Source organism: Micromonospora sp. NPDC048040 (assembly GCF_055587185.1).
In genome coordinates this window covers 31099-57432 of the sequence record NZ_JBVJGT010000033.1, presented here as the reverse complement: position 1 = coordinate 57432, position 26334 = coordinate 31099, and the positions used below count along the sequence as shown (strand labels likewise).

The window sequence follows — 26334 nt, the reverse complement described above, 5'->3', positions numbered from 1 at the left end:
GGGCGGGCTGACGGCCGAGTTGAGGAGGCACCCGCCCGCCATGACCGACACACAGACCGATCCGTCGCCCGAGGCCCCGGCACCGGTCGTGGACGCCGAGTTCGCCGTACCCTTCCCGGACCGGCCCGCGTACGCCGACGCCGTCGCCGCGGTTCGCGCCGCCGCCATGGCGTACCACAACGGCAGTGACCTGTTGATGGACGACGCGGCCTATGACGCGTTGCTGGCGCGGGTCGAGGCGACCGAGGCGACGCGGCCGGACTGGACGGCGGCGGACTCGCCGTCCGGGACGGTGGCCGCCGGCGTGGCGGCGCACGGCGACGTGGAGCACAGCGAACCGATGCTCGGCCTGGACAACGTCTTCGGCGAGGAGCAGCTGCGCCGGTGGGCCAACCGCCTGGAGAAACTGCTCGGTCACCCGGTGGCCGCCTTCGTGGTCGAACCGAAGATCGACGGTCTCGCGATCGCGGCCTGGTACGTCGACGGCCGGCTGGTCCGGGTCGCGACCCGTGGCGACGGACGGGCGGGGGAGGACGTGACCGGCCAGGCCCGGCGCGCGGTCGGGCTGCCGGAACAGCTCGCCCGACCGGTCACGATCGAGGTCCGCGGCGAGGTCTTCATGACCGACGCGGACTTCGTGATCGCCAACGAGATGCGCACCGGGCACGGCGAGCCTCCCTTCGCCCACCCCCGCAGCGCCGCAGCCGGCACCCTGCGGGCCGAAGGACGGGCCTACGACGCACCGCTGTCCTTCATCGCCTACGGGGTGCGCGGCGCGGTGACCGAGCCGACCGGGGAGGCGTCGCACTCGACCGAGATGGCGGCGCTGGCCGACCTGGGCGTGCGGACCACCCTTTCCGCATCCGTGCCGCTGGCGGTCTGCCCCACCCTCGACGAGGTGCTTGCCGCCGTGGAGGCGCTGCGTGCCGCCCGCAGCGCGATCGGGTTCGGTGTCGACGGCGCGGTCGTCAAGGTCGACGGCACGCGGGACCGGGAGCTGGCCGGCTCGTCGAGCCGTGCCCCCCGCTGGGGGGTGGCGTACAAGTTCCCCGCGGACACCCGGACCACGAGGCTGCTGGGCATCGAGGTGCAGATCGGTCGTACCGGCGTGGTCACCCCCGTGGCGGTGCTCGAGCCCGTGCAGATCAGCGGTGTCACCGTCACGTCGGCGACCCTGCACAACTTCGACGACCTGACCCGGCGCAACGTGCGGGTGGGAGACGTCGTCTTCGTCCGCCGGGCGGGTGACGTCATCCCGGAGATCACCGGCGCCAAGCTCGACGAACGTGACCCGGCCTCGGCGCCGTACGAGCCGCCGGGAAGCTGTCCACGCTGCGGCGGGGAGCTCGACCGGACGCAGAAGCGCTGGCGATGCGTGCGTGGACGGGCCTGCGGCGCCCACGAGGCACTGGCCTACTTCGCCACCCGGGACGCGATGGACATCGAGGGCCTCGGCGACAAGATCATCCAGATGATGGTCGCCGCCGGTCTGGTCACCGATCCGGCCGACCTCTACGATCTCGAACCGGCCGCCCTGGTCACCCTCGACAGAATGGGGAGCGTCTCGGCGGCGAAACTCGTCGCGAGCATCCAGGCGTCCAGGCAACGCCCCCTGTCCCGCGTGCTGATCGGTCTCGGTGTGCGCATGACCGGCCGGGCCCTCTCCCGCCGGATAGCCCGGCACTTCGGCTCGATGCGGGCACTGCTCGACGCGAGCGTCGAGGACCTGCAGCGGGTGGAGGGCGTCGGCCCGGACCGGGCCGCCACGATCGCCGCCGACCTCGTCGAGCTCACCCCCGTGATCGACAAGCTCGTCGCGCGTGGCGTCAACATGGTCGAGCCGGGAGCGGCGTCCCCGGCCGAGGCGGGCCCCGCCACCTCCGGGCCGGTCGCGGCGCCGCTACGCCGGCCGGACGGAGCCCCGATGCGGGTCGTCGTGACCGGTGCCGTGCCCGGGCTCAACCGCAACGAGGGCAACGAGGCGGTCGAGCGACTGGGCGGGACCGCCTCGTCGTCGGTCTCCGCCCGGACCGACCTGGTCGTGGTCGGGGAGGGCGCCGGCTCCAAGGCGGACAAGGCGGCAGCGCTGGGCGTAGGGGTCATGCCGGCGGCCCGGTTCGCGGCCCTGATCGCGGCTCACGGCGCCGGGGACGCGGAGACGGTCGCCGAGATCATGGCGGGCAGCTGACCCGGGACGAACGGCGCGTGCCGCGCCCGCGGACGGGCGCGGCACGCGCGGTGTGGCGGTCGGGGGCGTGCGGGTCAGGGCGCGTCGTGCATCGGCCACGGCCCGTCGTACGACGTCAGGTCCGGGACCCGCCAGCCGTCGAGGTCGTACTCGTCGAGGCACGCGTCGGCGAGCGCCTTGTACCGGTCCAGATCCCCGCCGGCCATCGCGCCGGCCAGCAGCTCGATCCGGGTGTTCTCGTGGTTGCCGGCGTAGTTGCGCTCGTACAGCTCGTGCCGGCCGCCGAACTCGGAGCCGACGGCGTCCCACAGCAGCTTCATCACCTTGACCCGGTCGACCGCCTCGACGCCCTGCGAACCGCGCAGGTACCGGTCGAGGTACGGTCGCAGCTCCGGGTTACGGAAGTCCTCCGTGCCGGAGTTGACGTAGATCAGGCCGCTGGCCACGTCCTGCAGGATGATCTCCCGGACCCGGGGGTAGCCGACCTGCATGAACCATCGGTATGCCATGCCGTACCGGGGATTCGGTAGGACGGCGCCGTCGTGCCAGGGCACCGGCTCGCGTGCGGCCGCCTCGGCCAGCCCGCGGAACAGGTTGCGCCACGCCAGCACCTCGCCCAGCCGGCTCTGCACGCCCCTGAAGTCCGCGGTGCCGGTCGTCTCGAGCGCCTTGGCCAGCAGACCGGCCAGGAACTCCAGCTTCACCGAGAGCCGGACAGATCCGTGGAAGGTGAACCGCTCGGTGAAGCCCGACCGTCCCGCGAACGTCTGCACCTTGGCCAGGTCACCGTAGATGAAGACGTTCTCCCACGGGATCAGGACCTGATCGAGGACGAGGATCGTGTCGTTCTCGTCCAGCCGGGACGACAACGGGTAGTCGAACGGGCTTCCCGTCACGTTCGCGGTGGCCGTGTAGGACGGGCGGCAGATCAGCTTGACCCCCGGCGCGTTGGTGGGAACGGCAGCCACCAGCGCGAATTCCCGCTTGGCCACGGGAAGGCCGTAGTGGGCGACGAAGATGTGGTCGGTCAGGGCCGAACCGGTGGCGACCACCTTGGCGCCGCTGACCACCACACCCGCGTCGGTCTCCCGCTCGACGTGCACGAACACGTCCGCCACCTCGTCCGGCCGACGCGATCGGTCCACCGGTGGGTGGACGATGGCGTGGCTCCAGTAGAGCACCTTCTCCTGCGACTGCCGGTACCACCGTCGCGCGTTGTCGCCGAAAGGCTCGTAGAAGGCGGCGTTGGCGCCCAGGGTGCCGAGGAACGACGCCTTGTAGTCGGGGCTGCGCCCCAGCCAGCCGTAACTCATCCGGGCCCAGGTGGCGATGGCACCCGCGTCGGCGACCAGGTCCTCCGCGCTGCGTGGGGTCGTGAAGAACCGGTGCGTGTAGCCGTCGCTCCCCGGAGCGTCGCAGGCCGCGGTGAGCACCGGGCGGTGCTCCTCGGCGTGCAGTGCGTCGTACAGCCGCGCCGTCATCCGGACCGGGTTGCGGAAGCCGGGATGGACCGTCACGTCACGGATCCGCTCACCGTGGAGATAGACCGCCCGACCGTCGCGCAGCGACTCGACGTACTCGTCCCCGGTGAGCGGACGTGTCCCGGCGCTCACCGGCCGGCACCGCTGTCGGGCAGGGCCAGCCACCACGGGTTGGCGCGCGCCCACTCCACGGTCCGCGTCAGGCCCTCCCGCAGCCGCGTCTCCGCGCTCCAGCCCAGGAGCGTCCTCGCTCGGGTGGCGTCGGGGATGCGCCGTGGCAGATCCTGGTACGCGGCGCCGAGCTGCTTCGCCGTGTCGGCGGCGACGGCGCTCTGCGCGGCCCCGCTCACGGCGCCCACGAGAGCGACGGCCTCGGCGATGGTGGTCTCCCGCATGCTGCCGATGTTGAACGCCTCGCCGATGCCCCGGTCGCAGGCCCCGACGAGGATGGTGCCCTCGACGGCGTCGGCGACGTACGTGAAGCTGCGGGTCTGCCGTCCCTGGTCGTAGACGATCGGCGGCCGGCCGTTCAGTGCCCGGTGGACGCTGCGGCTGATCACGTAGGCGGGCCGCTGGCGGGGACCGTAGACGTTGAAGTAGCGGACCACGGACGCGGCGAGGCCGTGCTGCTGCACGAAGCCGAAGGTGAGGTGCTCGGCGAGCCCCTTGCTGGAGGAGTAGCACCACCGCTGGGCGGTGGTCGGGCCGAGGACCCTGTCGGCGTCCTCGCTCCAGGGCACGGCAGGATTCTTGCCGAAGACCTCGCTGGTGCTGGCGACGACGACCCGCGCCCCGACCTCCGTGGCCCGCTCCAGCACCCGCATCGTCCCGACGAAGTTGGTGTCGATCACCTCCAGCGGGTCGCTCAGGTAGGTGTCCACGCCGACTGCCGCGGCGAGGTGGTAGACCAGGTCCACCCCGGGGGTGATCGCCTCCGCCAGCCGGTCCGGGTCGCGGATGTCCCCTCGGACGTGCCGGGTGTGCCGGCGCAGCAGGTCGAGGTGCGGCGCCGGGTCACCGCCGTCCAGGACGGTCACGTCCGCCCCGGCGGTGACGAGCCGCTCCGCGAGGTGACTGCCGATGAAGCCGTGTCCCCCCGTGACGACGACCCGGGGCGTGCTCATCGGCCCACCCCGCGGTAGGTGTAGCCCAGTCGTTCCAACATGGCGATCTCCTCCTTGGGCAGGTAGGCGCGACCGTCGAGGACGAGGCAGTCTTCGGCGACGGGCAACCCGGCGAAGTCGAGGGACCTGAACTCCCGATGCATGGCCAGCAGGGCGACGCAGTGCGCGTCGCGCACCGCCTCCTCGACCGTCGCCGTGACGGGTAGCCCGAAGGTCTCGCGTGCGTGGACCGGGTCGACCAACGGATCGTGGATTCGCACCCGCACGCCCGCGGCCGACAGAGCGTCGACCACGCCGCGGGTCGGCGTCGCGCGCAGGTCCCCTGTGTCGTTCTTGAAGGCCAGCCCCAGGATCGCCACCGTCGCCGCCGACGGGGCCACCCCGCGGGCCGCGAGGTCGTCCAGGACCAGCCGGGCGGCGTAGCCGGGCATCTGCTGGTTGACCTCGCGACCCACCCGCGCGGTAGCGATGTCCAGCCCGTGCCGGCGGGCGGACCGCCACACCATCCAGGGATCCTTCGTCAGGCAGGAACCGCCGACGCCGACGCTCGGTCGCAGGATGTTCACGTGTCCGTTCCCCTTCGGGATGGAGTTGGCGGCGCTGATGACGTCCAGCACGTCCACCCCGAACAGGTCGCAGAACATGGCCAGCTCGTTGGCGAGGGCGATGTTGAGGTCGATCCACCAGTTGTCGGCGAGCTTGACGACCTCGGCCGCCTCCAGGGAGTCCTGTGTGAGGACCTTGGTCCCGAGCGCACGTCCCAGAAAGTCCGCTGCCGCCCGGGTGCTGTCCGGGTCGAGGCCACCGACGACGACCGGCAGGGTCTGCAACTCGGTCATCGCGGTCCCCTCGGCCAGGCGTTCGGGCGCGAAGGCCAGGGCGAAGTCTGCCCCGGCCCGCAGCCCGTTTGCCTCCAGCAGGGGACGGACGAGGTCCCGGGTCGTTCCCGGAGGGACGGTGCTCTTGAGAATCACCAGTTGTCCCGCGCGCAGGTGCTGGGCCAATGCCGTGCAGGCGGCGCGGAGGTGGTCGTCGGCCAGCGACCCGTCGGACCGTACGGGCGTGGCGACCGTGAGGAGGACGACGTCGGCCTCCGCCGACGCGCGGTGGTCGGTCGTCGACCGGAGACGGCCGCTGCCGACCCCGGCCTGGATGCGGTCGGCGAGCCCTGGCTCCCGCAGCGGCGTGGTGCCGCTGTTCAGCCGCTCCACGAGGTCGGCGTCGGTGTCGATTCCGATGACGTGGAGACCGCGGTCGGCGATCGTCGCGGCGACGCACGACCCGACGTAGCCCATGCCGACGACGGCCACGGTGGTTTGCGTACCCACGTCAGGTCCTCTCGGCCCGGGGCGTGGAGGCCCCTGCCGTCGGGCGGTTCGGCGGACCCGGCACGCCGCCCGGTGATGTGGCCCTGGCCATGCGCGTCTCCTCATCCTCGGTACACAAGACCAACTCCCGGGCCGACGCTGTTGCCGCAGCGTCGGACCGGGAGAAACGCCGGGGGAATCGGCAGCCATCGGCCGCAGTCTCTGCAGACGGTGAACTGGGGATACGCTGCGTCCCGCCCGATGCCAACCGATCCTCGTTCCCGGGCCGAGCCGCCGGCATCTTCCCCGTTGCGGTGCCGACCGGTCGGCACCGCAACGGGCGGCCCCGGACCGGGTCCGTCGCCGCCGGCCACCGTCGCGCGGCCTCGGACCTGCGTGCCGCCGCACACGCCCAGGTCGAGCACCCTGAGAAATGCCGTGAGGTCCGCGGTGCCGCGACGATGGCGGTGCGACGGCGGAAGGGCCGCCTCCCGCACCATCGTCGGCACCTGCTCAGGGCCGCTGCCGACGCCGCGACGCCACCGCCTCTCGGACCGGCGTCGACGTGTGCCGTTGCCGTATCTGGTCATCCGCCGGTGCGGCGAGGCGGCGGCAGGCGCGGGCGACCGACGGTGTGCGACACCGTGAAGGAGCATGACGACGTGAATGGCCGCGAGCTGGTGTCAGCCGCCCCGGCATGCCGACTGTGTGCGGGGCCCGTGCGGGAGTGGGTGGATCTCGGAAGGCAGCCGGTCTCCAATGCCTTCCTCAAGCCCGAGGAAGTCGACTCCGAGACCTTCTTCCGGCTGGCGGTGGGCATCTGCGCCGACTGCACCATGGTGCAGCAACTGGAGCCGATGCCGACGGACAACATGTTCCGGGCCGACTACCCCTACCGGTCGTCCACCTCCGCCGGCCTGCGCAGCCACTTCGAGGAGGTGGCCCGCCAGCTGCGGGACACCGAGCTCACCGGCGTCGACGACCTGGTCCTGGAGATCGGCAGCAACGACGGCATCATGCTCCACACGCTCAGCGCCGCAGGCGTACGGCATCTCGGGGTCGACCCGTCCGCCGGCGCCGCCGCGGCCGCCGTCGCCAGAGGGGTCAGGGTCAGGGTCGACTTCTTCGACGAGCGCTCCGCCACCGAGATCCTCGCCACCGAGGGCCCCGCGAAGGTCATCTTCTCCGCGAACACGGTCAGCCACGTCGCCGACATCGACACGGTCTTCCGTGGGGTCGACCGGCTGCTCACGCCCGACGGGATCTTCGTGTTCGAGGACCGGTACGTCAGCGACATCGTCGAGTACGCGTACTTCGACCAGATCTATGACGAGCACTTCTACCTGTTCGCCGTACGGTCGGTGGACGCGATGGTGGCCCGGCTCGGCTTCGAACTGGTCGACGTGGAGCGTATCCCGATCCACGGCGGGTCGGTGCGCTACACCGTCGCCCGCCCCGGCTCCCGAGAGCGCCGGCCGAGTGTGGCGCGGATGGTCGAGGAGGAGGCCCGCTACGGCATCGGAGAGCACGAGACGTACCTCCGCTTCGGCCGACAGATCGAGCGCATCCGTACGGATCTTGTCGCACTCCTGACCGACCTGCGTGACGCGGGCCGGCGGGTGGTCGGCTACGGCGCCACGTCCAAGAGCGCGACCGTCACCAACTACTGCGGAATCGGGCCCGACCTGGTGCCGTTCATCTGTGACACCACACCGGAGAAGCAGGGCCGTCTGTCGCCGGGCGCACACATACCGGTACGTCCCTACGCGGCGTTCTCGGACCCCTATCCCGACTACGCCCTGCTGCTCGCCTGGAACCACGCGGAGGAGATCATGGCCAAGGAGCGCCAGTTCGTCGAGCAGGGCGGCCGGTGGATCCTCTACGTCCCCCACGTCCGCATCGTCTGAGCCAGGTTGCCATCCCGAACCGGTCCCACAGCCCCGCCTCGGCGCCGACTCGCGGGGCACCGCGAACGGAGGGCCGCGTCGGAGGGGAGTCAGCCACGCCGTGCGGCGGCCCGGATTCCGGACCGCCGCGCCCGTGCGTACGCCGTCGTCGTCCCAGGCGTGGAGGTCGTCGGCCTCGTCGGTCGCGGCCGGCAGACGGCGACGGCCGCGGACCGTGGTCCGCGGCCGTGACCGGACGTGGCTATCGAGACGCCTGCGACGCCGGCGCGGGCTCCCTGCCCTCGATACGCAGCAGCCGGCGCCGCTCCTCCGGTTCGACCCGCACCCGGCGGAGCGTCATCCGCAGCATCGGTGGCGCCATCACCGAGGTCACGATCGCGACGAGGATGACGATGGTGTACATGTCCACGTCGAAGACGCCCAGCCGCAGACCCACCATCGCCACGATCACCTCCACCACGCCGCGGGCGTTCATGCCCGCCCCGACGGCCAGTCCCTCCCAGCTCGTCAGTCCACTGAGCCGGGCACCCAGGTAGGCGCCCGCGAACTTGCCGGCAATGGCCACGGTGACCACCGCCGCCGCCGTCAGCGCGAGGCCGGGGTCGCGCAGTGCCGTCAGGTCCATTCGCAGACCGGCGCTGGCGAGGAAGATCGGCGCGAGCACGGTGAGCACGACCGTCCGTAGCGGCGCGAGCTTCGCCGGATCCGGGACGCGGATGAGCAGGCCCGCGACGAACGCCCCGAGCGCGGCCTCCATGCCCAGCCCGTGGGTCAGCCCCGCACCGATCAGCACGACGACCACGGTGGCGGCGACCGTGGGTCCCGCCTCGTCCGACCGGGCCACGCGCCGCATCACCGCTCGCACCAGGACCCGGCCGACGGTCGACACGAAGATGACGAAGCCGACCAGTGCCGCGACCGACACGGCCACCGAGCCGGCGCTCAGGCCGACCGTGGCGGCCGCGACCAGAAGTGAGAGCAGGAACCAGCACACCGCGTCGTCGACGGTGCCCGCCATGAGGATGAGCTGGCCCACGGTGCGGTGCAGCAGGCCCATGTCGGTCAGGGTCTTGGCGATGACAGGCAGCGCGGTCACTCCCATCGCCACGGCGAGGAAGAGCGCGAACAGCACCCGGTCCGCCGTCCCGTCACCCGCCGGCGCGGTCATCAGCAGCCCGAGGCCGGCCCCACCGAGCAGCGGCAGCAGCAGTCCGCACAGGCTCACCACGACCGCGGTACGCCGCTTGCTGCGCAGCATACCCAGGTCGAGGTGGGTGCCGGTGATGCCGACGAGGAGCAGCACGCCGAACTGCCCGACCGCGTCGATCAGGTGCATGTCGCCGGCTTCGGTGGGCAACAGGAGCCGGGCCGCCTGCGGGAACAGGTGCCCGAGCAGGGAGGGGCCGAGAAGCACCCCGGCGAGCAGCTCGCCGACGATGGCGGGCATGCCGACCCGGGCGGCCAGCCGCCCGAGGACCCGGGCCGTCAGTAGCAGGACGGTGACGGCGATCAGGAAGACGAGCAGGGTCTCCGGTGCCAGCGGCGGGATGACCTCCAACGTCATCCCCTCCGCTCTCTGGGCGGCACCGCGCCCGGAGCGCCCTGCCACGCGGCCTGTAGCTGCCGCCCGGCCGCCCGGGCCGCCGTCAGGCTGGCCCAGGAGACCAGCTCCAGCAGGCGGCGGTCGTCGCAGCTGCCCAGCCGGTTGCCCGCCACCATGGCGTCGGTGACCCGGTAGGAGAAGAAGGCGGCGGTCAGGGCCAGGCGCCCACCCGCCCGATCCGACTTCGGCAGGGTCTCGAGCGACGCCTCCAACCCGGCCCGGTCCGTGACCGCGCGCAGGCCCGCCGGGCCGGCCAGGAGGTCCAGCAGAAGCCCCCGAACGGATGCGGGCACGACACGTTCCGCGGCGTCGTCGACGGCGGCACTGGCCCGGGCGAAGGCGGTGGTCAGGGTGGCGTTCGGGCGGGCCCAACCGAGATCGGGCGGCAGCGGCGCCGGCGGAAGCAGGTCGAGGTCCGCTCCGGGGGCGACACCCCGGCGAGCGAGCCGGGCCATCGTCACGGCGGCGAGCCAGCGCGCGACCCGGGCCGCGCGCGGAGTCATCGCGACGGGCAGCGGGGACGGGGCCAGGAAGACGTTCACCATGCGATTGAGGTAGTGGAACAGCACCGCGACACCGATGAGTTCCGGGATCTCGGCGGGATCCACCCGTGGCGGGAGCACCGCCCCGGCGGGGGTGCCGTCGTGGCGGAACCACTCGACGATCGCCCGCAGCCGCGGCTCGGTGACCTCGGCGAGCCGGTCGTCGATCAGGGCGCGGGCGTCCGGCCCGCGCAGCAGCCCTCGCAGGGCGCTGCCGTGAACGTCCACGCAGTACGGGCAACGGTTGGCCAGGGACACCGCCGCGGCCACCGCCTCCTTCGTGTCACGCCGGACCAGACCGTCGACCAGCAGTGCCTCCCGCAGCATCAGCCAACAGGCGGCGAGCACGGGGGGAGAGGCGGCGTGCAAGGTCACCGGCGGCGCGAGCAGGCCGAACTCCCGTTCGAGCCGCCGGTAGACGTGCCGGACCGCGGCGGGCGCACCCCGCACCGGCACGGGGCTCAGGTGCTCGATGTGGCTCTGGGTGATCCCACGGGTCAGCCGGGCGAGCAGGGCGCCCATGGGCACCCCGCCGCCCTGAGTCGGGCCGCCGTTCACCTGAACCGTCGCAGGCTCGGGTCCCCTGCCCGGGTGCCGTCCGGCGACGGCGCGCCGTACGTTACCGCGATGCCGCGCTGCTGCGCGGCCCGCACCAGACCCGGCACCGCGCGTTCGGCCAGGGCCGCGATCGTCAGCGCCGGATTGACGGTCAGCGCCGCCGGCACCGCCGACCCGTCGGTGACGAAGATGCCGGGATGGTCGCGGAGCTCGTGCCGGTCGTCGAGGGCCGACGTCGCCGGGTCGTCACCGATGCGGCAGGAGGACAACGGGTGCACGGTGTACGCGCCGACCTGGTCGTTCGTCCACGGCCGCACCCGGGCCAGACCGTCGCGTTCCAGGATGTCCCGGACGTCGGCGTCGGACTCGGCCCAGCCCCGGAGCGTGTTCTCCGTCGGGTCGTAGCGCAGCGAACCACGTCCGAGCATCTGCTGCGCGATCCGCTCCGCGTTGCCGCGCGCCGGAGGGGCCCCGAAGACGCCCTCGTTGTCGTCCTCCGTCATGGCGAACACCGTCAGCCAGGAGCGCCACTGGCGCAGCATCTCCTTCTTCTCCCGGCCGAACCAGGTCGGCCCGGCGGCGCCGGGCGCCTGGGCGAGGATGGTGCCCAGACCCGGTGGGAAGTACAGCTGCTCCAGCGAGTAGCGGCTGTACTCGGGCAGCGACCCGTCGAGCTTGTCCCAGGTGGCCACGCACGGGCCCTTCCCGATCTGGTGCGCCTCGTACGCCGTGCCGTCACCGCGGTCCAGACCGAGGAGCTCGCGGGCCCGTTCGTCGTTCACGACGGCGGTGTTCAGGCGTTCCCCGTTGCCGGAGAAGTAGCGGCCGACCGCCGGTGGCATCGTGCCGAGTTCCGACTCGGAGCGCTGGAGGATGACCGGGGTGGCGCCGGCTCCGGCCGCGAGCACCACCATCTTCGCCTCGATCACCCCGCCGCCCCGGGTGACGCGGTAGTCCTCGTCGTCGATGACGTCGTAGTGGACCCGGTAGCCGCCCTCCGGGGTCCGGGACAGCCGCTGCACCTCGTGCAGCGGCCGGATCTGCGCGCCGTGCGCGAGCGCGGCGGGCAGGTAGTTCAGCAACAGGGAGCGCTTGGCGTCGAAGCGGCAGCCGGCCATCATCCAGTTGCAGTTGGTGCACCTGGGCTTGTCGATCGCCGACGGGACCGGGTTCGCGGTACGACCGGCGTGGGCGCAGGCGGCGGCGAACAGGCCGCCGGCGAACGGCACGTCGTTCCAGGACTGCTCGGTGACGGGCAGCGCCTCGCTGACGATGTCGTACCACGGGTCCAGGGTGTCGCGGTTGATCGAGGCCGGCCACATCCGCCGCCCGAGGCCGCCGGTGCGTTCGAAGACGAAGCGGGGCGCCCGCGGCATGGTGGCGAAATAGACGACGCTGCCGCCGCCGACGCAGTTGCCCGCGAGAACGCTCATGCCGTCGCCGACCGTGAAGTCGAAGATCCGGGTGTAGGACGAGCCGAGGAGGAAGTCGTGGTCGAACTCGCTGCTGTCGAGCCATGGACCTCGCTCCAGCACCACGACCCGGGCGCCACCGGCCGCGAGGTGGTACGCCGGGATCGCGCCGCCGAAGCCGCTGCCCACGACGATGACGTCGGTCTGCTCGATGCTGGTCATGCGGGGCTTCCCGTCGCCGTGGTCTGCGGATGGATGTCGGCGAGTTGCCGCTGGTAGGAGAAGTGCGGGAACCGCCAGAGGTCGTCCTCGTTCGGTTTGCTGAAGCCGAGGATGGACAGGCCGGGGTGCCCCTGGTCGAGGGCAGCCGCGGTGGACAGGTGCGGCGCGCTGTCGAACGCCATCGTGCAGAAAAGGGCAGCGCCGAACCACACCTCGCGTTCGGGGTGGGACGGGTCGGTGAGGTCCTGCACGAGGGCCGTGCGGTCGTCGAATTCGAGGGCGACGAACGCGGGCACCGCCGGGTCCAGGGTGAGTTGTCGAGCCCGAGCGTAGGCCTGCGCGTGCATGTTGAGCAGCCCGGCCATGCCGTCGAGCGCCTCGGCCAGCCCGAGGGCGGGGTGCGCGAGCAGGTCGAGGGCGCCGGCTTCCACGGCGCCGGCGTCGTCCACGACGCCCGCAATGGCCCGATCGCCGGGGAAGCGTTTCGTCCCAGGGATGATCGTGTCGGCGAACGCTTCGAGCGTCGCCGTCCGTACCGGGTCGGGCGTCGGCTGCCCGGCCGTCACGGTTGCCCGTCCAGGGTGTGCGACAGGCCGCCCGCGGTGGCCGCGGGCGGGTCGAACTGACCCGGCCGGCGTCCCGGACCAGCCGGGCCGCGGTAGGCCTGCGCGATGTCGAGCCAGCGGTCGGCGTCCGCACCGACGGCGGTCAGCGCGAGGTCGTCCCGGTGCCGTCGACGGGTGGCGAGAAGGCAGAGGTCGACGGCGGGGCCCGTGATCAGTTCGGCGTCCTCCGGTCCGTACACCCACAGCGCGCCCGAAGGGGCGGTCAGCTCGTACCGGAAACCCCGCTGGGGTGGGGTCAGGTTGCGGCTCAGGTAGCCGAAGTCCCACGTCTGCACGGCGAAGCCGACGACGTGCCGGATCCGGTCGTTGTGGTCGCGCCGTATCCCCAGGGCGTCGGCGATGTCCTGACCGTGGCCGAACAGCTCCATCATCCCGGCGGCGGCGAGCACCGGCGCCGGCAACGGGCGGACGAGCCAGGGCACCGTCTGCCCCGCCGGTACGGCGGCGAGCGCCTCGACCGCGTCGGTCCACTCCTCGCGCCACCGTCCGCGCAGCGCCGCCGAGCCGGTGTCGAGGTACCGGGACAGCGCGGCGGTCACGTTGGCGTCGAAGTCGTCGCCGAGTTGCGCCATCAGCGCCTGGAACGCCGGGGCGTCGGATGCCGCGACGGCGGCCATCCGGAAGACCGCGCACAGGTGGGCGACCTGGTGCCGCACCTGCCAGCCGGGCGCCGGTGTCGAGCGGGTCCAGTCCTCAGGACCCAGGTCGGCCAGGATCTGATCGAGATCCGCGCAGTCGTCCGCCAGATCAGCGAATACGTTCGCCTTGTCCATTCCGAATTCCTCTACGAGCTTGAGGTGGCCCCTTTTCCGCCGGCCATGCCGTCATTCGGACGACACGGGGACGGGCGCGAGTGGGGGAGGTCGCGAATTTCAGCGTGCCGAGGAGCGCGGGCCGAGTCCTCTTCCGCTGTGCGCTCCTCCCGGTGGCACGCTTCCCGGATCCACGAGCGCCGACGCCATCGGCGCGTCGCCTGGTCGCGCGGGTCGACTACGCACAGCGGGAGAAGAATCGCGCGTCCTGTTGGCTGACGATGGAACGGCCGTCCAGCGGTGACGGTTGCTCTGCAAATCACGGCAGGAAAGTGGGAACGATGCCCACCATCGTCGGTTCGCTACGTCGGTACGCGTTGGCCCCGTCATTGCGGGAGGTCGGCTTTGCCGCCCGCGGGTTCCCGGGCATCTTGTCGGAGGCGACGCGCCAACTCGAGGCGATTCCCCAGACGGTGGTGTGCGGCTTCGAGTGGGGTATGGAGTCCCGTGACCTGTGGGAGGTGGAGCGCCGCCTCGCGCTGATCGACCCGTACCAGCGCGGATTCGCCTATGAAGGCGCGACCATGGCGTTCACCATCCGGGATGCGATGGCGATGAACCGCACCCGTCGGGCGCGGGACCTGCTCGCCGGCCCAGGTCGTCCCCACACCTTCCTCAACTACATCGGCATCGGCTTCGCGATGGCGCGGTTGCCCCGGCCGCTCTGGCGCGGGGTGGTGCCGGACCTGGCCGGAACGCCGTACTACCCGACGATGAGCTGGCTCGCGGTCGACGGATACGGCTTCGACCGCGCCTACTTCGACACCGACCGGTGGGTGGGGAGGCTCGAGCGGCCCGCCTCGTACCCGTGGGAGGGCTCACCCGGCTACTTCCTGCGCGCCGTGGACCAGGGGATCGGCCGCGCGCTCTGGTTCATCCACGGCGGCCAGGTCGACGGCGTCGCCGCCGCGGTGGGGCGGTTCGCCGCCGGCCGGCGGGCCGATCTGTGGAGCGGCGTCGGACTGGCGGCCACCTTCGCCGGCGGCTGCGACCGCGCCGGGCTGGGAACGTTGCGCCGGCACGCGGGCGCGTACCGGCCGCACCTGGCACAGGGAGCGGTTTTCGCAGCCCGCGCCCGAACGTTCTCGGCCGCGGTGCCGCCGCACACCGAGGACACCGTCGCCGTGCTGACCGGGCTCTCCGTCGCCGCCGCGTCGGCGCTCGCCGACGACGTCGCCGGCAACGGATTCCCGTCCCGCGGGGAGCCGGCGTACGAGGTGTGGCGCCAGCGGGTGCGAGCCCACTTCGACGCGGAGCCGTCGGGCACGACGGCGCACTGACTGTGACGCGGCGGGGATCTCCCGCCGCAGGAAGACGTTGCCGCAAGCGAGCCGCGTGGGTACCCGGCCCGCTCGATCGGCGCTGACCACGTAAGGGGTACCAGTGGGTTTCATCGGTTCGCTGCGTCGCATCGTCCTGACGCCGGAGGTGCACAACACGTACGTGAGCGTGCGGGGCTTCCATGTGAAGTCACCACAGGCGCAGGGACTCCTGGAGACGATCGGTCGGACGTTCCTCGAGGGCTACGGCGACGCGGCCGCGGCCGGGCGGGTGGCCGAGATCGAGCCGGCCCTCGAGCGGATTCCCGAGCGGTTCCGCGGATTCGGCTACGAGGGCGCGGCGATGGCACTGGCCATCCGCGACGCCCTACCGTTCGGCGGCGGGAAACTGGAGGAGTTCCTCGCCGGCCCCGGCGACCGGCACGTCTACATGGCGTACGTCGGCATCGGGTGGGCGATGGCACGACTGCCCCGATTCCGGTGGCCCATGCTGCACACCCCGGACCCGCTGCTGCGCTGGCTCGCCCTCGACGGGTACGGATTCCACCAGGCGTACTTCCGTACCCGGCGGTACGTCTTCGAGCACTTCCAGCCGGAGCGGTTCCCGTGGCCGGTCGACGACGACACGGGCTACGCCAACCGCGCCATCGACCAGGGGATCGGCCGGGCGCTGTGGTTCGTCGGCGGCACCGACGTGCTGCAGGTCACCCGACTCGTCGACGGGTTCGCCGAGTCCCGCCGGGCCGACCTGTACAGCGGCGTCGGCCTGGCCGCCACATACGCCGGCGGCGCGGACGAGACGGAGCTGCGCGAACTCTGGCGCCGCGCCGGGGCATACCGCGCCCACCTGATCCAGGGCTCCGCGTTCGCAGCGGCGGCCCGGGTGCGCGCCGGGCTCGTGGTCCCGCACGTGGAGACCGCCACCCGCCTGTTCTGCGGGCTCCCGCCGGTCGAGGCGGCGGCGGTCACCGACCGCGCACGGCCTGGTCATTCCCTGCCCGGCGAACCACCGGCGTACGAGATCTGGCGGAGCCGCATCCGGAAGACGCTCGCCATCGGCCGGTACGACCGTGCGTCGGACACCCGCTAGCACTGCGGTCGCGACCGCGACCAGATCGGAGATTCGCTCAACATGACGAGGATCGCCATCGTCGGCATGGCATGCAGGTATCCGGATGCGACCTCCCCGAAGGAGCTGTGGGAGAACTCCGTCGCCGGCCGGCGGGCCTTCCGCCGACTGCCCGACAGCCGGATGAGGCTCGCCGACTACTGGTCGGCCGATCCCGCCGCGCCCGACCGCTTCTACGCCCGCAACGCCGCCCTACTGGAAGGCTGGGAATTCGACCGGATCGCGTTCAAGGTCGCGGGCAGTACGTTCCGCTCCACCGACCTGACGCACTGGCTGGCGCTCGACGTCGCCGCCGCGGCGTTGGCCGACGCCGGATTCCCCATGGGCGCGGGCCTACCGCACGAACGGACCGGCGTGGTTGTCGGGAACAGCCTCACCGGTGAGTTCTCCCGCGCCAACCAGCTCCGGCTGCGATGGCCCTATGTCCGCCGGGTGCTCGCCTCCGCGTTGACCGACGCGGACTGGAACGAGCAGCGCCTGGCGGACTTCCTCGACCGTGTCGAGGCCGACTACAAGCGGCCCTTTCCGCCCATCGACGAGGACACCCTCGCCGGAGCCCTCTCCAACACCATCGCCGGCCGCATCTGCAACCACTTCGACCTCCAGGGTGGCGGCTACACCGTGGACGGCGCCTGCTCCTCCTCACTGCTGTCGGTCATCACCGCCTGCCGTTCCCTGGTCGACGGCGACATCGACGTGGCACTCGCGGGCGGGGTCGACCTCTCGATCGACCCCTTCGAGATCATCGGCTTCGCCAAGACCGGAGCACTCGCCACCGGCGAGATGCGGGTGTACGACCGCGACTCGAGCGGGTTCTGGCCGGGTGAGGGCTGCGGGATGGTCGTGCTGATGCGGGAGGAGGAGGCACGGCGGGCCGGGCACCGCGTCTACGCCACCGTGGCCGGCTGGGGGATCTCCTCCGACGGCAGGGGCGGCATCACCCGACCGGAGGCCGACGGCTACCGACTCGCGTTGCAGCGGGCGTACGCGAGGGCGGGGTTCGGGCTGGACACCGTCGCGTTGTTCGAGGGGCACGGCACCGGGACGAAGGTGGGTGACACGACCGAGCTGTCCGCCCTGTCCCAGGCACGGCGGAAGGCCGCCCCGGACGCGGCTCCCGCCGTGATCAGCTCGATCAAGGCGATGATCGGCCACACCAAGGCGGCAGCCGGGCTGGCCGGCCTGATCAAGGCCACCATGGCGGTACACCATGAGGTGCTGCCTCCGGCGCTCAGCTGCCCGCAACCGCACGAGCTGCTCACCGCGCCCGACCGGGCCCTGCGGGTGCTCTCCGAGGCCGAGCCGTGGCCGGCCGACGCCCCGGTGCGCGCCGGCATCACCGCCATGGGCTTCGGCGGCATCAACACCCACGTGGTGCTGGACAAGCCGGGTGCCCGGCGGCCGCGGCACCTGGACACGCGGACGGTCGCACTCGCCGCAGGGGCACAGGACGCCGAGCTGCTCGTGCTGGACGGCATGTCCTGGACGGCACTGCGGGAGCGCGTGGAGCAGGTCGCCGGGTTCGCCGGAGCCGCGTCGTACGCCCAGCTCACCGATCTGGCCGTGGCATTGCGGAACGACCTGCGTGACCTGCCGTACCGGGCGGCCGTTGTCGTCACCGCCCCCGAGGACGCCGAACACCAGCTCCGCCGCATCCTCGACGCCATCGACGCGGGGGAGACATCCCTGACGTCGGGATTGGACCGCGCGTTCCTCGGTCGCGTCGGTGGTCGTGGCCGGATCGGCTACCTCTTCCCCGGCCAGGGATCAGGCACCGGCGTCAGCGGTGGAGCGCTGCGGCGCCGGCTCCCGGCCCTGGATGCCGTGTACCGGCTCGCGGCGCTGCCGTCCGACGGGGACACGATCGCAACCGAGGTCGCACAGCCACGCATCGTCACCGGCTCCGTCGCCGGCCTGTCCGCGCTGTCGACGTTCGGCATCGACGCCACCGTGGCGCTCGGCCACAGCCTCGGTGAGCTGACCGCGCTGCACTGGGCCGGCGTCATGGACGAGTCCACCCTGCTGCGGCTGGCCGGAGCGCGGGGCCGTGCCATGGCGCGGCACAGTGCGTCGGGCACGATGGCGGGGATCGCCGCCCCACCGGAGGTCGTCGCCCGGCTCGTCGGCGACCTCCCGGTCGTCGTCAGCGGATACAACGGCCCCGGCCAGACGGTCGTCTCCGGCGTGGCGGCCGCCGTCGAGGACGTCTGTCGCCGAGCCGTGGCCAGCGGCGTCGCGGCGGTGCCGCTCGCGGTCTCCCACGCGTTCCACTCGCCGTTGGTCGCGCCGGCCGCCGACGCGTTCGCCGCCGAGCTGATCGGTGTCGAGCTCGGCACCGTCGACCGGCGCGTCGTCTCGACCGTCACGGGCGAGCTGCTGCCCGCGTCGACGGACGTGGTGTCACATCTGCACCGGCAGATCACCGAACCGGTCAGGTTCAGCCAGGCAGTCGCCGCCGCGGCCGAGGAGGTCGACCTCTTCGTGGAGGTCGGGCCCGGCCGGGTGCTCGCCGGTCTCGCCGCTGGCGTCACCGACGTCCCGGCGGTGTCGCTCGACACCGACGACGAGTCGCTGGCGAGCCTGCTGAGAGTGGTCGCCGCGGCGTACGTCCATGGGGCCGCCGAGATCCCCGAGCGGTTGTTCGAGGACCGCCTGGCTCGGCCGATCGACATTGGCGCGCCTGCCGCCGTCCTGAGCAGCCCCTGCGAGGCCGCCCCGCTCACCGACGCCACCGGGGGCCAGGGCGCTACCGTCGTGGAGCCTTCGGGTGCCCCCGCCGCCGCGGCGTGGGCGGTGGACCCGGTGCCGACGGACCCCGCAGCCGCTCCGGCGGAGGCGACGCTGGACCTGCTGCGTCGGATGGCCGCCGCCCGGGCCGAGCTTCCGCTGGAGATGGTGCGTCCGGACAGTCGCCTCCTGGACGACCTGCACCTTAGCTCCATCACCGTCGGGCACGTCGTCAACGAGGCGGCCGAGCGGCTGGGCGTGCCGGCGGCGCGTACCCCGATGAACTTCGCGACCGCGTCGGTCCGTGAACTCGCCGAGACGCTCGACGAGCTGCGGGCGAGCGCGGGGGAGGGCGCTGCGGAGGAGGCCCCGCCGGTGGCCGGAGCGGCCAGCTGGGCCCGGGCCTGGAGCGTCGACCTCGAGCCGGCGCCGGCGCCCGACCCGGTGGAACCTGTCGGTGCCGGCCCCTGGCGCCGGTACGCCCGAGCGGACCACCCGTTCGCCGCGGCCCTCGCCGAGCGGCTGGAGAACGCCGAGGTGGGCCCCGGGGTGCTGGTCTGCCTGCCAGCGCAGTGCACGCCGGCCGACCTCGAACTCGCCCTCCACGGTGCGCAGGAGGCGCTGACCGGCGACGCGGGCACGAGGTTCGTGCTCGTGCAGCACGGCCGCGGGGCGGCGGGCCTGGCCAAGACCCTGCGGCTGGAGGCGCCCCACCTGCGGGTGACGATCGTGCACCTGCCGCCCGCCGCCGACGGGGTGGACCACGTCGTCGAGGAGGTCCGTGGCACCGACGGGTTCGTCGAGGCGTACTACGACCACGACGGGGTCCGGCGGCTGCCGACGCTGCGCGCCATGCCCGTGCGGCCCAACAGTTCCGACCCGCCCGTCGACGAGTCGGACGTGCTGCTCGTCACCGGCGGCGGCAAGGGGATCACCGCCGAGTGCGCGCTGGCGGTGGCCGTGGACACCGGGGCCCGGGTCGCACTCCTCGGCCGGTCGGATCCGGCGGAGGACGCCGAGTTGGCGGCGAACCTGGAGCGGTTGGCGCACCACGGCGTGACGGCGCACTACGTCCGGGCGGACGTCACCGACCCCGCCCAGGTCCGTGACGCGGTCGACGAGGTCCGCCGGGTGCTCGGTCCGGTGACCGCCGTCCTGCACGGGGCGGGGATCAACGAACCGGCGGCGCTGGGGAACCTCGACGTCGCCGCGCTACAGCGCGCCTTCGCCCCGAAGGTCGACGGGCTGCAGGCCGTGCTGGACGCCGTCGAGACGCGGAACCTGCGACTGTTGGTCACCCTCGGCAGCATCATCGGCCGCGCCGGCCTGCGGGGCGAGGCGCACTACGCGACGGCGAACGAGTGGCTGGCCGAGCTGACCCGTGCCTTCGGCGCGGAGCATCCCGGGTGCCGCAGCGTGTGTCTCGAATGGTCCGTCTGGTCGGGCGTGGGGATGGGCGAGCGGCTGTCGGTCGTGGAGAGCCTGGCCCGCGAGGGTGTCACGCCGATCACCCCCACGCAGGGGGTCGAGCTGCTGCGTCGCCTGCTCACGGATCCTGCCGTGCCCCCCGTCGTGGTGATCAGCGGACGCACCTCCGGGATCGACACGCTCGGCTACGAGCAGGTGCAGCTACCGCTGCTGCGGTTCCTGGAGCGGTCACTGGTCCACTACCCCGGCGTGGAGCTCGTGACGGAGGTGGAGCTGAGCCCGGGCAGCGACCTGTACCTGCCGGATCACCGTCTCGACGGCAACCTGCTCTTCCCCGCGGTCCTCGGCATGGAGGCGATGGCCCAGGTGGCGTCGGCGCTCACCGGCCGGTCGTCGGTGCCCGTCATCGAGAACGCGGAGTTCCTCCGGCCGATTGTCGTACCGCTCGACGGCACGACCCAGATCCGCGTCGCCGCGGTCGTCACGGACACCGAGGTGGTGGACGTGGTGATCCACAGCAGCGAGACCCGGTTCTCCGCCGAACACTTCCGGGCACGTCTGCGCTACGACGACCGACCTGCGCCCGACGGCCCGCCCGCTCCTGGCCCGGTCGGGCTACCGGCCGTGGCGCTGCGTCCGGCGGAGGACCTCTACGGCGACGTCCTGTTCCAGGGCGAGCGATTCCAACGGGTCCTGCGGTACCACCGGGCGGCGGCCCTCGAGGTCGACGCCGACCTCGCGATGGCGTCGGTGGACTGGTTCGCGCCCTTCCACCCGAGCACGCTGGTGCTCGGTGACCCCGGGATCCGGGACGCGCTCATGCACGGCAACCAGGTCTGCGTGCCGAACGCCACGTTGCTGCCGATCGGCGTCGACCGGATCCACCCCGCCGGCGGGCCGGTCGAGCCGGGTGAGTTCAGGTACTGCGCCATCGAACGCTGGCGTGACGGCGACACGTACGTCTACGACGTGGCGTTGCGGTCCGCGGGCGGGACCGTCGTCGAACGCTGGGAGGGGCTGCGCCTGCGCGCCGTCCGCAAGACGGACGGACGGGGGCCCTGGGTGCCCGCGCTGCTGGGCCCGTACCTGCAGCGCGCTGTCGCCGACGTGACCGGTGCCGGGATGGCTGTCGCCGTGGTGCCCGACGACGAGTCGGCCGGCGGTGACCTCCGGGCGCTGCGCCGGTCGCGTTCGGCCCGGGCGTTGGCGCACGCCGCCGGGCGGGTGATCCCGGTGCGGTACCGGAGCGACGGCCGGCCGGAGATCGACGGCGGCCAGGACGTGTCCTTCGCTCACGGGGCGGGGGTGACCGTCTGCGCGTTGGCGCCCTCGGTGGTCGCGTGCGACGTGGAGCCGGTGGCGTTTCGGTCGCCGGTCGAGTGGCGTGGCCTGCTCGGTGCGCACGCCGAGCTGCTGCCGTTGCTGACCGAACCGGAGACGGGTGAGGACCGGGACGTGGCGGCGACCCGTGTGTGGGTGGCGATGGAGTGCCTGCAGAAGGCGGGCGAACCGCCGGTCGCTGCCCTGACCGTCCTGCCGGTCGAGCAGCCCGGCTGGGTCGTCCTCAGTGCCGGGCGGTTCACCGTCGCGACCTTCGTCACGACGCTGCGCGACCGACCGGAACCGGTGGTGTTCGGCCTGTTGAGCAGGGAGGACCGATAGCATGTCGCGCTATTTCGAGTACCGGCACGTGGTCGGATTCGAGGAGACCAACCTTGTCGGCAACGTCTACTACGTCAACTACCTGCGCTGGCAGGGCAGGTGCCGGGAGTTGTTCCTCCGGGAACGGGCGCCCCAGGTGCTGGACGACCTGCAGGCCGATCTGAAGCTGTTCACCCTGCGGGTCGACTGCGAGTTCTTCGCGGAGTTGGCCCTCTTCGACGAGCTGTCCATCAGGATGCGGCTGGTCGACCTCGCGCAGACCCAGGTGGAGTTCGGATTCGACTACGTGCGCCTGGACGCCACGGGCGCCGAGACACTGGTGGCCCGGGGCATGCAGCGGGTCGCCTGTATGCGCGGACCGAACACGCGGACCGTGCCGACGCGGGTGCCGGATCCGCTCGTCCGGGCGCTGACGCCCTTCACGGCCCGGGGGGACGCGTGATGGCCGCGCCGGACGGTGACCGGGGTGGCCTGCCGACGAGGGACGGGACGGACACCCGGCGCGCGCTGCGACGCGTCTTCGGCACCTTCGCCACCGGCGTGACGGTGATGACCGTCGGCGGGGACGAGCCGCACGGGATGACCGCCAACTCGTTCACGTCGGTCTCGCTCGACCCGCCGCTGGTGCTCGTCTGTGTCGACCGGACCACGATCATGCACCGCTTCCTCGATACGGCGGCGTACTTCGGCATCTCGGTCCTCGCCGCCGGCCATGCGGGGCTCGCGCGCTACTTCGCCGACTCGCGCCGTCCGGTGGGACCGGCGGAGTTCGCGCAGGTCGCCGCGATCGCGGGAGAGCGGACCGGGGTGCCGTTGATCCCGGACGCCCTCGCCTGGTTCGAGTGTGAGCAGTGGCGGCGCTACGACGGAGGAGATCACACGATCGTGGTGGGCCGGCTGCTGTCGACGGCCCTGCCCGGAGAGGACGAGGCCCTGCTGTTCCACCGGGGACGGCTCCGACCTGTCGGCCCCGATCTGGAGGTCCCGTCATGACGCTGCTGCACGACCGGCTGCTGTCCCCGCCCGGTCCGCCCCGACGCGCCGCCCTGCGCATGCTGGCCGTCATGGCACGGGACCGGCTGGGCATGATCAGTGACGCGATCGCGCTGTACGGGGACGCGGTCCGGCTGCCCGTGGGGCACAAGAGCCTGCACATCTTCAACCGGCCCGACCACGCGAAGCACGTCCTGGCCGACAGCAGCGACAACTACCGCAAGGGGATCGGCCTGGTCCACGCGCGGCGGGCGCTGGGCGACGGCCTGCTGACCAGCGAGGGCGAGCTGTGGCGCAAGCAGCGCAAGGTGATCCAGCCGGCCTTCCATCCGCGGCGGATGGCGCGGCACGCCGACCTCATCGCCGTCGAGGCCGAGCAGTTGATGGACCGACTCCGGCAGTGGCGCGGCGACGACCCGGTCGACGTGGTGTCCGAGTTCACCGGGCTGACCCTGGGCGTGCTGGGCCGGACCCTGCTCGATGCGGACCTGAGCGCGTTCGGCTCCATCGGGGACGAGTTCGCCGCCGTGCAGGATCAGGCCATGTTCGAGCTCGCCTCGCTCGGATCGGTGCCGACCTGGCTACCGCTGCGACGCCAGTTGCGGTTCCGCCGTGCCCGCCGCGAGCTGCAACGGGTGGTCGATCAGTTGGTCGAACAACGGAAGGGCTGGGGGGACGGACATGACGACGTGCTGTCCCGGCTGGTCGCCTCCACCCGGACGGAGGCGGATCCGCGTGTGGCACGGCGCCGGCTCCGGGACGAGCTGGTGACGCTGCTCCTCGCCGGGCACGAGACCACGGCGAGCACCCTGGGCTGGACCCTGTACCTCATCGACAACGAGCCGGAGGTGCGGGAGCGGCTCCGTGAGGAGGCGGACCGGGTCCTCGGCGGCCGCCTGCCGACGTACGAGGACCTGCACCATCTCCGGTACAGCACGATGGTGGTCGAGGAGGCGATGCGGCTGTACCCACCGGTGTGGCTGCTGCCGCGCATGTCCGTGGCGGCTGACGTGGTCGGCGGCTACCACGTCCCCGCCGGGTCCGACGTCGTGATCCTGCCGTACACCCTCCACCGGCACCCGGAGTTCTGGACGCGGCCGGATCGGTTCGACCCGGAGCGGTTCGATCCGGCCCGGGTGCGTGAGCGGCCTCGGTACGCCTACATCCCCTTCGGTGCGGGACCACGCGTCTGCGTCGGCAGCAACCTCGGCATGATGGAGGCCGTGTTCGTGCTGGCCATGATCGCCCGGGAGTTTCGGCTCTCGACGCTGCCCCGTCACCAGGTCGTCCCGGAGCCGATGCTCTCGCTGAGGATCCGGGCCGGGCTGCCGATGCTGGTGAGCGGGGTGGGCGCGATGGCGTGACGACGCTCCTGTTCCTGGCGCAGCCTCAGCACCGCCTGCGGCGGCAGGTCGAGGAGCGAGAGCAGGGCCGGCGGGTCGAAGTCCCGCGGCGGGCGCACGGTCATCTCCGTCGCCTGGATGCTGCCGCCCCCGGCGATCCGGACCGGGCCGTATCGGGCCACCGCGGTGACCTGATCGATTTGGTCCGGGTCGCTCGCCGCAACGTTGCGGCCCCTCAGGGAGTGCGCGATGAGGTACCACGACCCGGGGGTGACCCCAGAGAGCTGGTACGGGCCGGGACGATCCATGACGGCCCAGCTGGCCGGCCGTCCCTCGGCGATGGCGTCGGGGAACAGCCCGATGAAGATCGGCGCGGCGAAGCGCGGGCAGAACGTCCGTACCTCGCCGGTGATGGTGGCGCCGCCCGTCCTCGCCGGGGTGGTCTGCTCCGTCGGCAGCGCCTGGGGATAGCGGTGGCGCCGGTACGCCGCAGGAGATATGCCGACACTGCGGTGGAACCGCGAGCTGAAGGTGCCGAGGCTGGTGTAGCCGACCGACGTGCTGATTGCCGCCACCGTCAGCGAGGTGCTGATGAGTAGCCGTTTGGCCTCCTGGATACGGATGGCCGCGAGGAACCGGCCCGGTGATATGCCGGTGAGTCGCCGGAAGAGCCGCGAGAAGTGATATCGGCTGAACATGGCCGCGGTCGCCAGGTCGTCGATCGTCAGGGGCTCGGCGAGCCGTTCTCGCATGGTCCACAACGCACGTCTTACGGCAATCTCGCCTATCAGCATTGCGCCCCCTTCCCAGTGTCGGGGCGCGGCGTTGTCCGACTGCGTCGACAACGCCGCCCGACAGAGTATTTGTATATTAAAAGTGACTATTTAATTTAGGGTTGTCGTTCTTGATCAAGATCTTGCCGCTAGATGTTATCGCCCGGAAATCGTCCAGGCAACCATGTGTCCGGTTTTCGGTCGGCGGAGCGTCGACGAATCGTCACTGACGGTGATGGATAGTTGCGCTATCTGCCCCACGAGACTGTTTCCGGTTAGTCGCTGCCAAAAGTGACGGAAGTGGTGCGGCTGTGCGGCCCAGGCTGCGGCGTCGGATGCCAGCAGTGGCCCGACGGGGTCGAGGGGCCGATACCGGCGGTGAGAATGGCCGTGGCGGCGGGGGAGACTGCTCAGGTGAGGGGGTGTGCCCATCATGCGGACGTAGCGGGCGAAACAGCGAATACACGCTGTTCCTATCGAGTTACGCGAAACGGACGCATGGTGGTGATGACGATGAGGATTCGGGAGTTGAGTAGTCGGTCCGGCCTGTCGGTGCCGACCATCAAATTCTATCTGCGGGAGGGGCTTCTTCCGCCGGGCCAGGCGAGCGCGGTCGGCCGGCAGCTGTACTACGGCGAGCACCATCTGTCGCGGCTGAGTCTGATCCGCATGCTGACCGTCGTCGGCCGGATGAGTCTGGCCTCGGTCCGGGAGGTCCTCCAGGCGGTCGACAATCGGGGGCTGCCCCTCGCCGGGCTCTGCGCGGTGGTCACCGAGGCACTGTTCGCCGAGGACGCCAGTCTGAACCTGGTGCCCGAGCGGCGCGGCGCCGCGGACCGTGTCGACTCCTTCGTGGACGGACTGGGCTGGCGGGTGGCCGACACGTCTCCCGGCCGGCAGACGCTGACGCGGGTGCTCACCGCTCTCGAACGGTTGAGCGGTGACGTCGAGGTGGACATCTTCGTTCCGTACGCCGAGGCCGCGGTGCGTCTGGCAGCACTGGAGGCCGCGTCCATGCCGCGGAGCCTGGACTCGGAGCGTGAAGCGGCAACCCTGGTCGCGCGGGCGGTCCTGTTGGAGGCGGCGATGGCGGCGCTGCGCCGAATGGCGCGCGAGCATCTGGTCGGGGTGGCGGGACGGCTCGGCGCCTGAGCGCGGTGTTGAGCCGGACGGTCGCCATGCCCGGGCCGCCACCGGTGCTGGCGGCGGGCGGGGAC

Annotated in this window: 18 protein-coding genes; 9 read left to right on the top strand and 9 right to left on the bottom strand. The window is 72.0% G+C overall.

Features of this window, described 5'->3' with window-relative positions; translation table 11 throughout:
- Positions 1 to 40 precede the first annotated feature (40 nt).
- The gene (gene ligA, locus ACZ6O2_RS25190) at positions 41 to 2188 is read left to right on the top strand and encodes an NAD-dependent DNA ligase LigA (RefSeq protein WP_466024524.1); all 2148 of its coding nucleotides are present in this window, start codon (positions 41 to 43) and stop codon (positions 2186 to 2188) included.
- Between the two features lie 74 nt (positions 2189 to 2262).
- On the opposite strand, the gene ACZ6O2_RS25185 is transcribed toward ligA, so the two are convergent.
- The 3 genes from ACZ6O2_RS25185 to ACZ6O2_RS25175 are packed head-to-tail and all read right to left on the bottom strand — an operon-like array spanning position 2263 to position 6121.
- On the bottom strand, positions 2263 to 3801 hold the full coding sequence (locus tag ACZ6O2_RS25185) for a 4-hydroxyphenylacetate 3-hydroxylase family protein (RefSeq protein ID WP_466024523.1): 1539 nt from the start codon (positions 3799 to 3801) through the stop codon (positions 2263 to 2265).
- The gene (locus ACZ6O2_RS25180; protein ID WP_466024522.1) at positions 3798 to 4793 is read right to left on the bottom strand and encodes an NAD-dependent epimerase/dehydratase family protein; all 996 of its coding nucleotides are present in this window, start codon (positions 4791 to 4793) and stop codon (positions 3798 to 3800) included. Before ACZ6O2_RS25180 ends, ACZ6O2_RS25185 begins: the two co-directional genes overlap by 4 nt.
- Positions 4790 to 6121, bottom strand: a complete 1332-nt coding sequence (locus ACZ6O2_RS25175; RefSeq protein WP_466024521.1) for a nucleotide sugar dehydrogenase — start codon at positions 6119 to 6121, stop codon at positions 4790 to 4792. The genes ACZ6O2_RS25180 and ACZ6O2_RS25175 overlap by 4 nt, the downstream gene beginning before the upstream one ends.
- Positions 6122 to 6804: 683 nt before the next feature.
- Between ACZ6O2_RS25175 and ACZ6O2_RS25170 the strand changes: the two genes are divergently transcribed.
- A complete protein-coding gene (locus ACZ6O2_RS25170) occupies positions 6805 to 8007 on the top strand; it encodes a methyltransferase domain-containing protein (RefSeq protein ID WP_466024536.1) in 1203 nt (400 codons plus the stop codon).
- 241 nt (positions 8008 to 8248) lie between these two features.
- Here the strand turns inward: ACZ6O2_RS25170 and ACZ6O2_RS25165 are convergent, their stop codons facing one another.
- The 5 genes from ACZ6O2_RS25165 to ACZ6O2_RS25145 are packed head-to-tail and all read right to left on the bottom strand — an operon-like array spanning position 8249 to position 13743.
- Positions 8249 to 9571, bottom strand: a complete 1323-nt coding sequence (locus ACZ6O2_RS25165) for a cation:proton antiporter (RefSeq protein WP_350710482.1) — start codon at positions 9569 to 9571, stop codon at positions 8249 to 8251.
- Positions 9568 to 10674, bottom strand: coding sequence for a carboxymuconolactone decarboxylase family protein (locus ACZ6O2_RS25160; RefSeq protein ID WP_466024520.1), 1107 nt, complete (start codon positions 10672 to 10674; stop codon positions 9568 to 9570). The genes ACZ6O2_RS25165 and ACZ6O2_RS25160 overlap by 4 nt, the downstream gene beginning before the upstream one ends.
- Before the next feature lie 32 nt (positions 10675 to 10706).
- Complete coding sequence (locus ACZ6O2_RS25155) at positions 10707 to 12344, bottom strand: GMC family oxidoreductase (RefSeq protein ID WP_363703107.1); 1638 nt, start codon at positions 12342 to 12344, stop codon at positions 10707 to 10709.
- The gene (locus ACZ6O2_RS25150) at positions 12341 to 12910 is read right to left on the bottom strand and encodes a DUF5987 family protein (RefSeq protein WP_350710478.1); all 570 of its coding nucleotides are present in this window, start codon (positions 12908 to 12910) and stop codon (positions 12341 to 12343) included. Before ACZ6O2_RS25150 ends, ACZ6O2_RS25155 begins: the two co-directional genes overlap by 4 nt.
- On the bottom strand, positions 12907 to 13743 hold the full coding sequence (locus tag ACZ6O2_RS25145; protein WP_466024519.1) for a TIGR03084 family metal-binding protein: 837 nt from the start codon (positions 13741 to 13743) through the stop codon (positions 12907 to 12909). Before ACZ6O2_RS25145 ends, ACZ6O2_RS25150 begins: the two co-directional genes overlap by 4 nt.
- Before the next feature lie 320 nt (positions 13744 to 14063).
- Between ACZ6O2_RS25145 and ACZ6O2_RS25140 the strand changes: the two genes are divergently transcribed.
- The 6 genes from ACZ6O2_RS25140 to ACZ6O2_RS25115 all read left to right on the top strand — a co-directional run bounded on the left by ACZ6O2_RS25140 (position 14064) and on the right by ACZ6O2_RS25115 (position 24365).
- Positions 14064 to 15062, top strand: a complete 999-nt coding sequence (locus tag ACZ6O2_RS25140) for a DUF1702 family protein (protein WP_466024518.1) — start codon at positions 14064 to 14066, stop codon at positions 15060 to 15062.
- A gap of 103 nt (positions 15063 to 15165) precedes the next feature.
- Positions 15166 to 16152: a DUF1702 family protein gene (locus ACZ6O2_RS25135; protein WP_350710472.1), complete on the top strand. Its 987-nt coding sequence runs from the start codon at positions 15166 to 15168 to the stop codon at positions 16150 to 16152.
- A gap of 42 nt (positions 16153 to 16194) precedes the next feature.
- Entirely contained in the window at positions 16195 to 22008 is a 5814-nt protein-coding gene (locus tag ACZ6O2_RS25130) for a type I polyketide synthase (protein WP_466024517.1), read from the top strand.
- Between the two features lies 1 nt (position 22009).
- On the top strand, positions 22010 to 22450 hold the full coding sequence (locus ACZ6O2_RS25125; RefSeq protein ID WP_350710468.1) for an acyl-CoA thioesterase: 441 nt from the start codon (positions 22010 to 22012) through the stop codon (positions 22448 to 22450).
- Positions 22450 to 23001, top strand: a complete 552-nt coding sequence (locus ACZ6O2_RS25120; protein ID WP_350710466.1) for a flavin reductase family protein — start codon at positions 22450 to 22452, stop codon at positions 22999 to 23001. Before ACZ6O2_RS25125 ends, ACZ6O2_RS25120 begins: the two co-directional genes overlap by 1 nt.
- Positions 22998 to 24365, top strand: a complete 1368-nt coding sequence (locus ACZ6O2_RS25115; protein WP_350710465.1) for a cytochrome P450 — start codon at positions 22998 to 23000, stop codon at positions 24363 to 24365. Before ACZ6O2_RS25120 ends, ACZ6O2_RS25115 begins: the two co-directional genes overlap by 4 nt.
- Here ACZ6O2_RS25115 and ACZ6O2_RS25110 read toward each other — a convergent pair.
- Positions 24278 to 25096, bottom strand: a complete 819-nt coding sequence (locus tag ACZ6O2_RS25110; RefSeq protein ID WP_350710463.1) for a helix-turn-helix transcriptional regulator — start codon at positions 25094 to 25096, stop codon at positions 24278 to 24280. The genes ACZ6O2_RS25115 and ACZ6O2_RS25110 overlap by 88 nt on opposite strands.
- Before the next feature lie 519 nt (positions 25097 to 25615).
- On the opposite strand from ACZ6O2_RS25110, the gene ACZ6O2_RS25105 reads away from it, so the two are divergent.
- Positions 25616 to 26269 (top strand): MerR family transcriptional regulator, encoded by a 654-nt coding sequence (locus tag ACZ6O2_RS25105; RefSeq protein WP_466024516.1) that lies wholly within the window; start codon positions 25616 to 25618, stop codon positions 26267 to 26269.
- Positions 26270 to 26334: the final 65 nt, after the last annotated feature.

What these genes read in the sequence shown, in the direction of transcription:
- ligA (WP_466024524.1), top strand. Translation starts at nt 41, where the DNA reads ATGACCGACACACAGACCGATCCGTCGCCCGAGGCCCCGGCACCGGTC.
- ACZ6O2_RS25180 (WP_466024522.1), bottom strand. Translation starts at nt 4,793, where the DNA reads ATGAGCACGCCCCGGGTCGTCGTCACGGGGGGACACGGCTTCATCGGC.
- ACZ6O2_RS25165 (WP_350710482.1), bottom strand. Translation starts at nt 9,571, where the DNA reads ATGACGTTGGAGGTCATCCCGCCGCTGGCACCGGAGACCCTGCTCGTC.
- ACZ6O2_RS25160 (WP_466024520.1), bottom strand. Translation starts at nt 10,674, where the DNA reads ATGGGCGCCCTGCTCGCCCGGCTGACCCGTGGGATCACCCAGAGCCAC.
- ACZ6O2_RS25155 (WP_363703107.1), bottom strand. Translation starts at nt 12,344, where the DNA reads ATGACCAGCATCGAGCAGACCGACGTCATCGTCGTGGGCAGCGGCTTC.
- ACZ6O2_RS25145 (WP_466024519.1), bottom strand. Translation starts at nt 13,743, where the DNA reads ATGGACAAGGCGAACGTATTCGCTGATCTGGCGGACGACTGCGCGGAT.
- ACZ6O2_RS25140 (WP_466024518.1), top strand. Translation starts at nt 14,064, where the DNA reads ATGCCCACCATCGTCGGTTCGCTACGTCGGTACGCGTTGGCCCCGTCA.
- ACZ6O2_RS25130 (WP_466024517.1), top strand. Translation starts at nt 16,195, where the DNA reads ATGACGAGGATCGCCATCGTCGGCATGGCATGCAGGTATCCGGATGCG.
- ACZ6O2_RS25125 (WP_350710468.1), top strand. Translation starts at nt 22,010, where the DNA reads ATGTCGCGCTATTTCGAGTACCGGCACGTGGTCGGATTCGAGGAGACC.
- ACZ6O2_RS25120 (WP_350710466.1), top strand. Translation starts at nt 22,450, where the DNA reads ATGGCCGCGCCGGACGGTGACCGGGGTGGCCTGCCGACGAGGGACGGG.
- ACZ6O2_RS25115 (WP_350710465.1), top strand. Translation starts at nt 22,998, where the DNA reads ATGACGCTGCTGCACGACCGGCTGCTGTCCCCGCCCGGTCCGCCCCGA.
- ACZ6O2_RS25110 (WP_350710463.1), bottom strand. Translation starts at nt 25,096, where the DNA reads ATGCGAGAACGGCTCGCCGAGCCCCTGACGATCGACGACCTGGCGACC.
- ACZ6O2_RS25105 (WP_466024516.1), top strand. Translation starts at nt 25,616, where the DNA reads ATGGTGGTGATGACGATGAGGATTCGGGAGTTGAGTAGTCGGTCCGGC.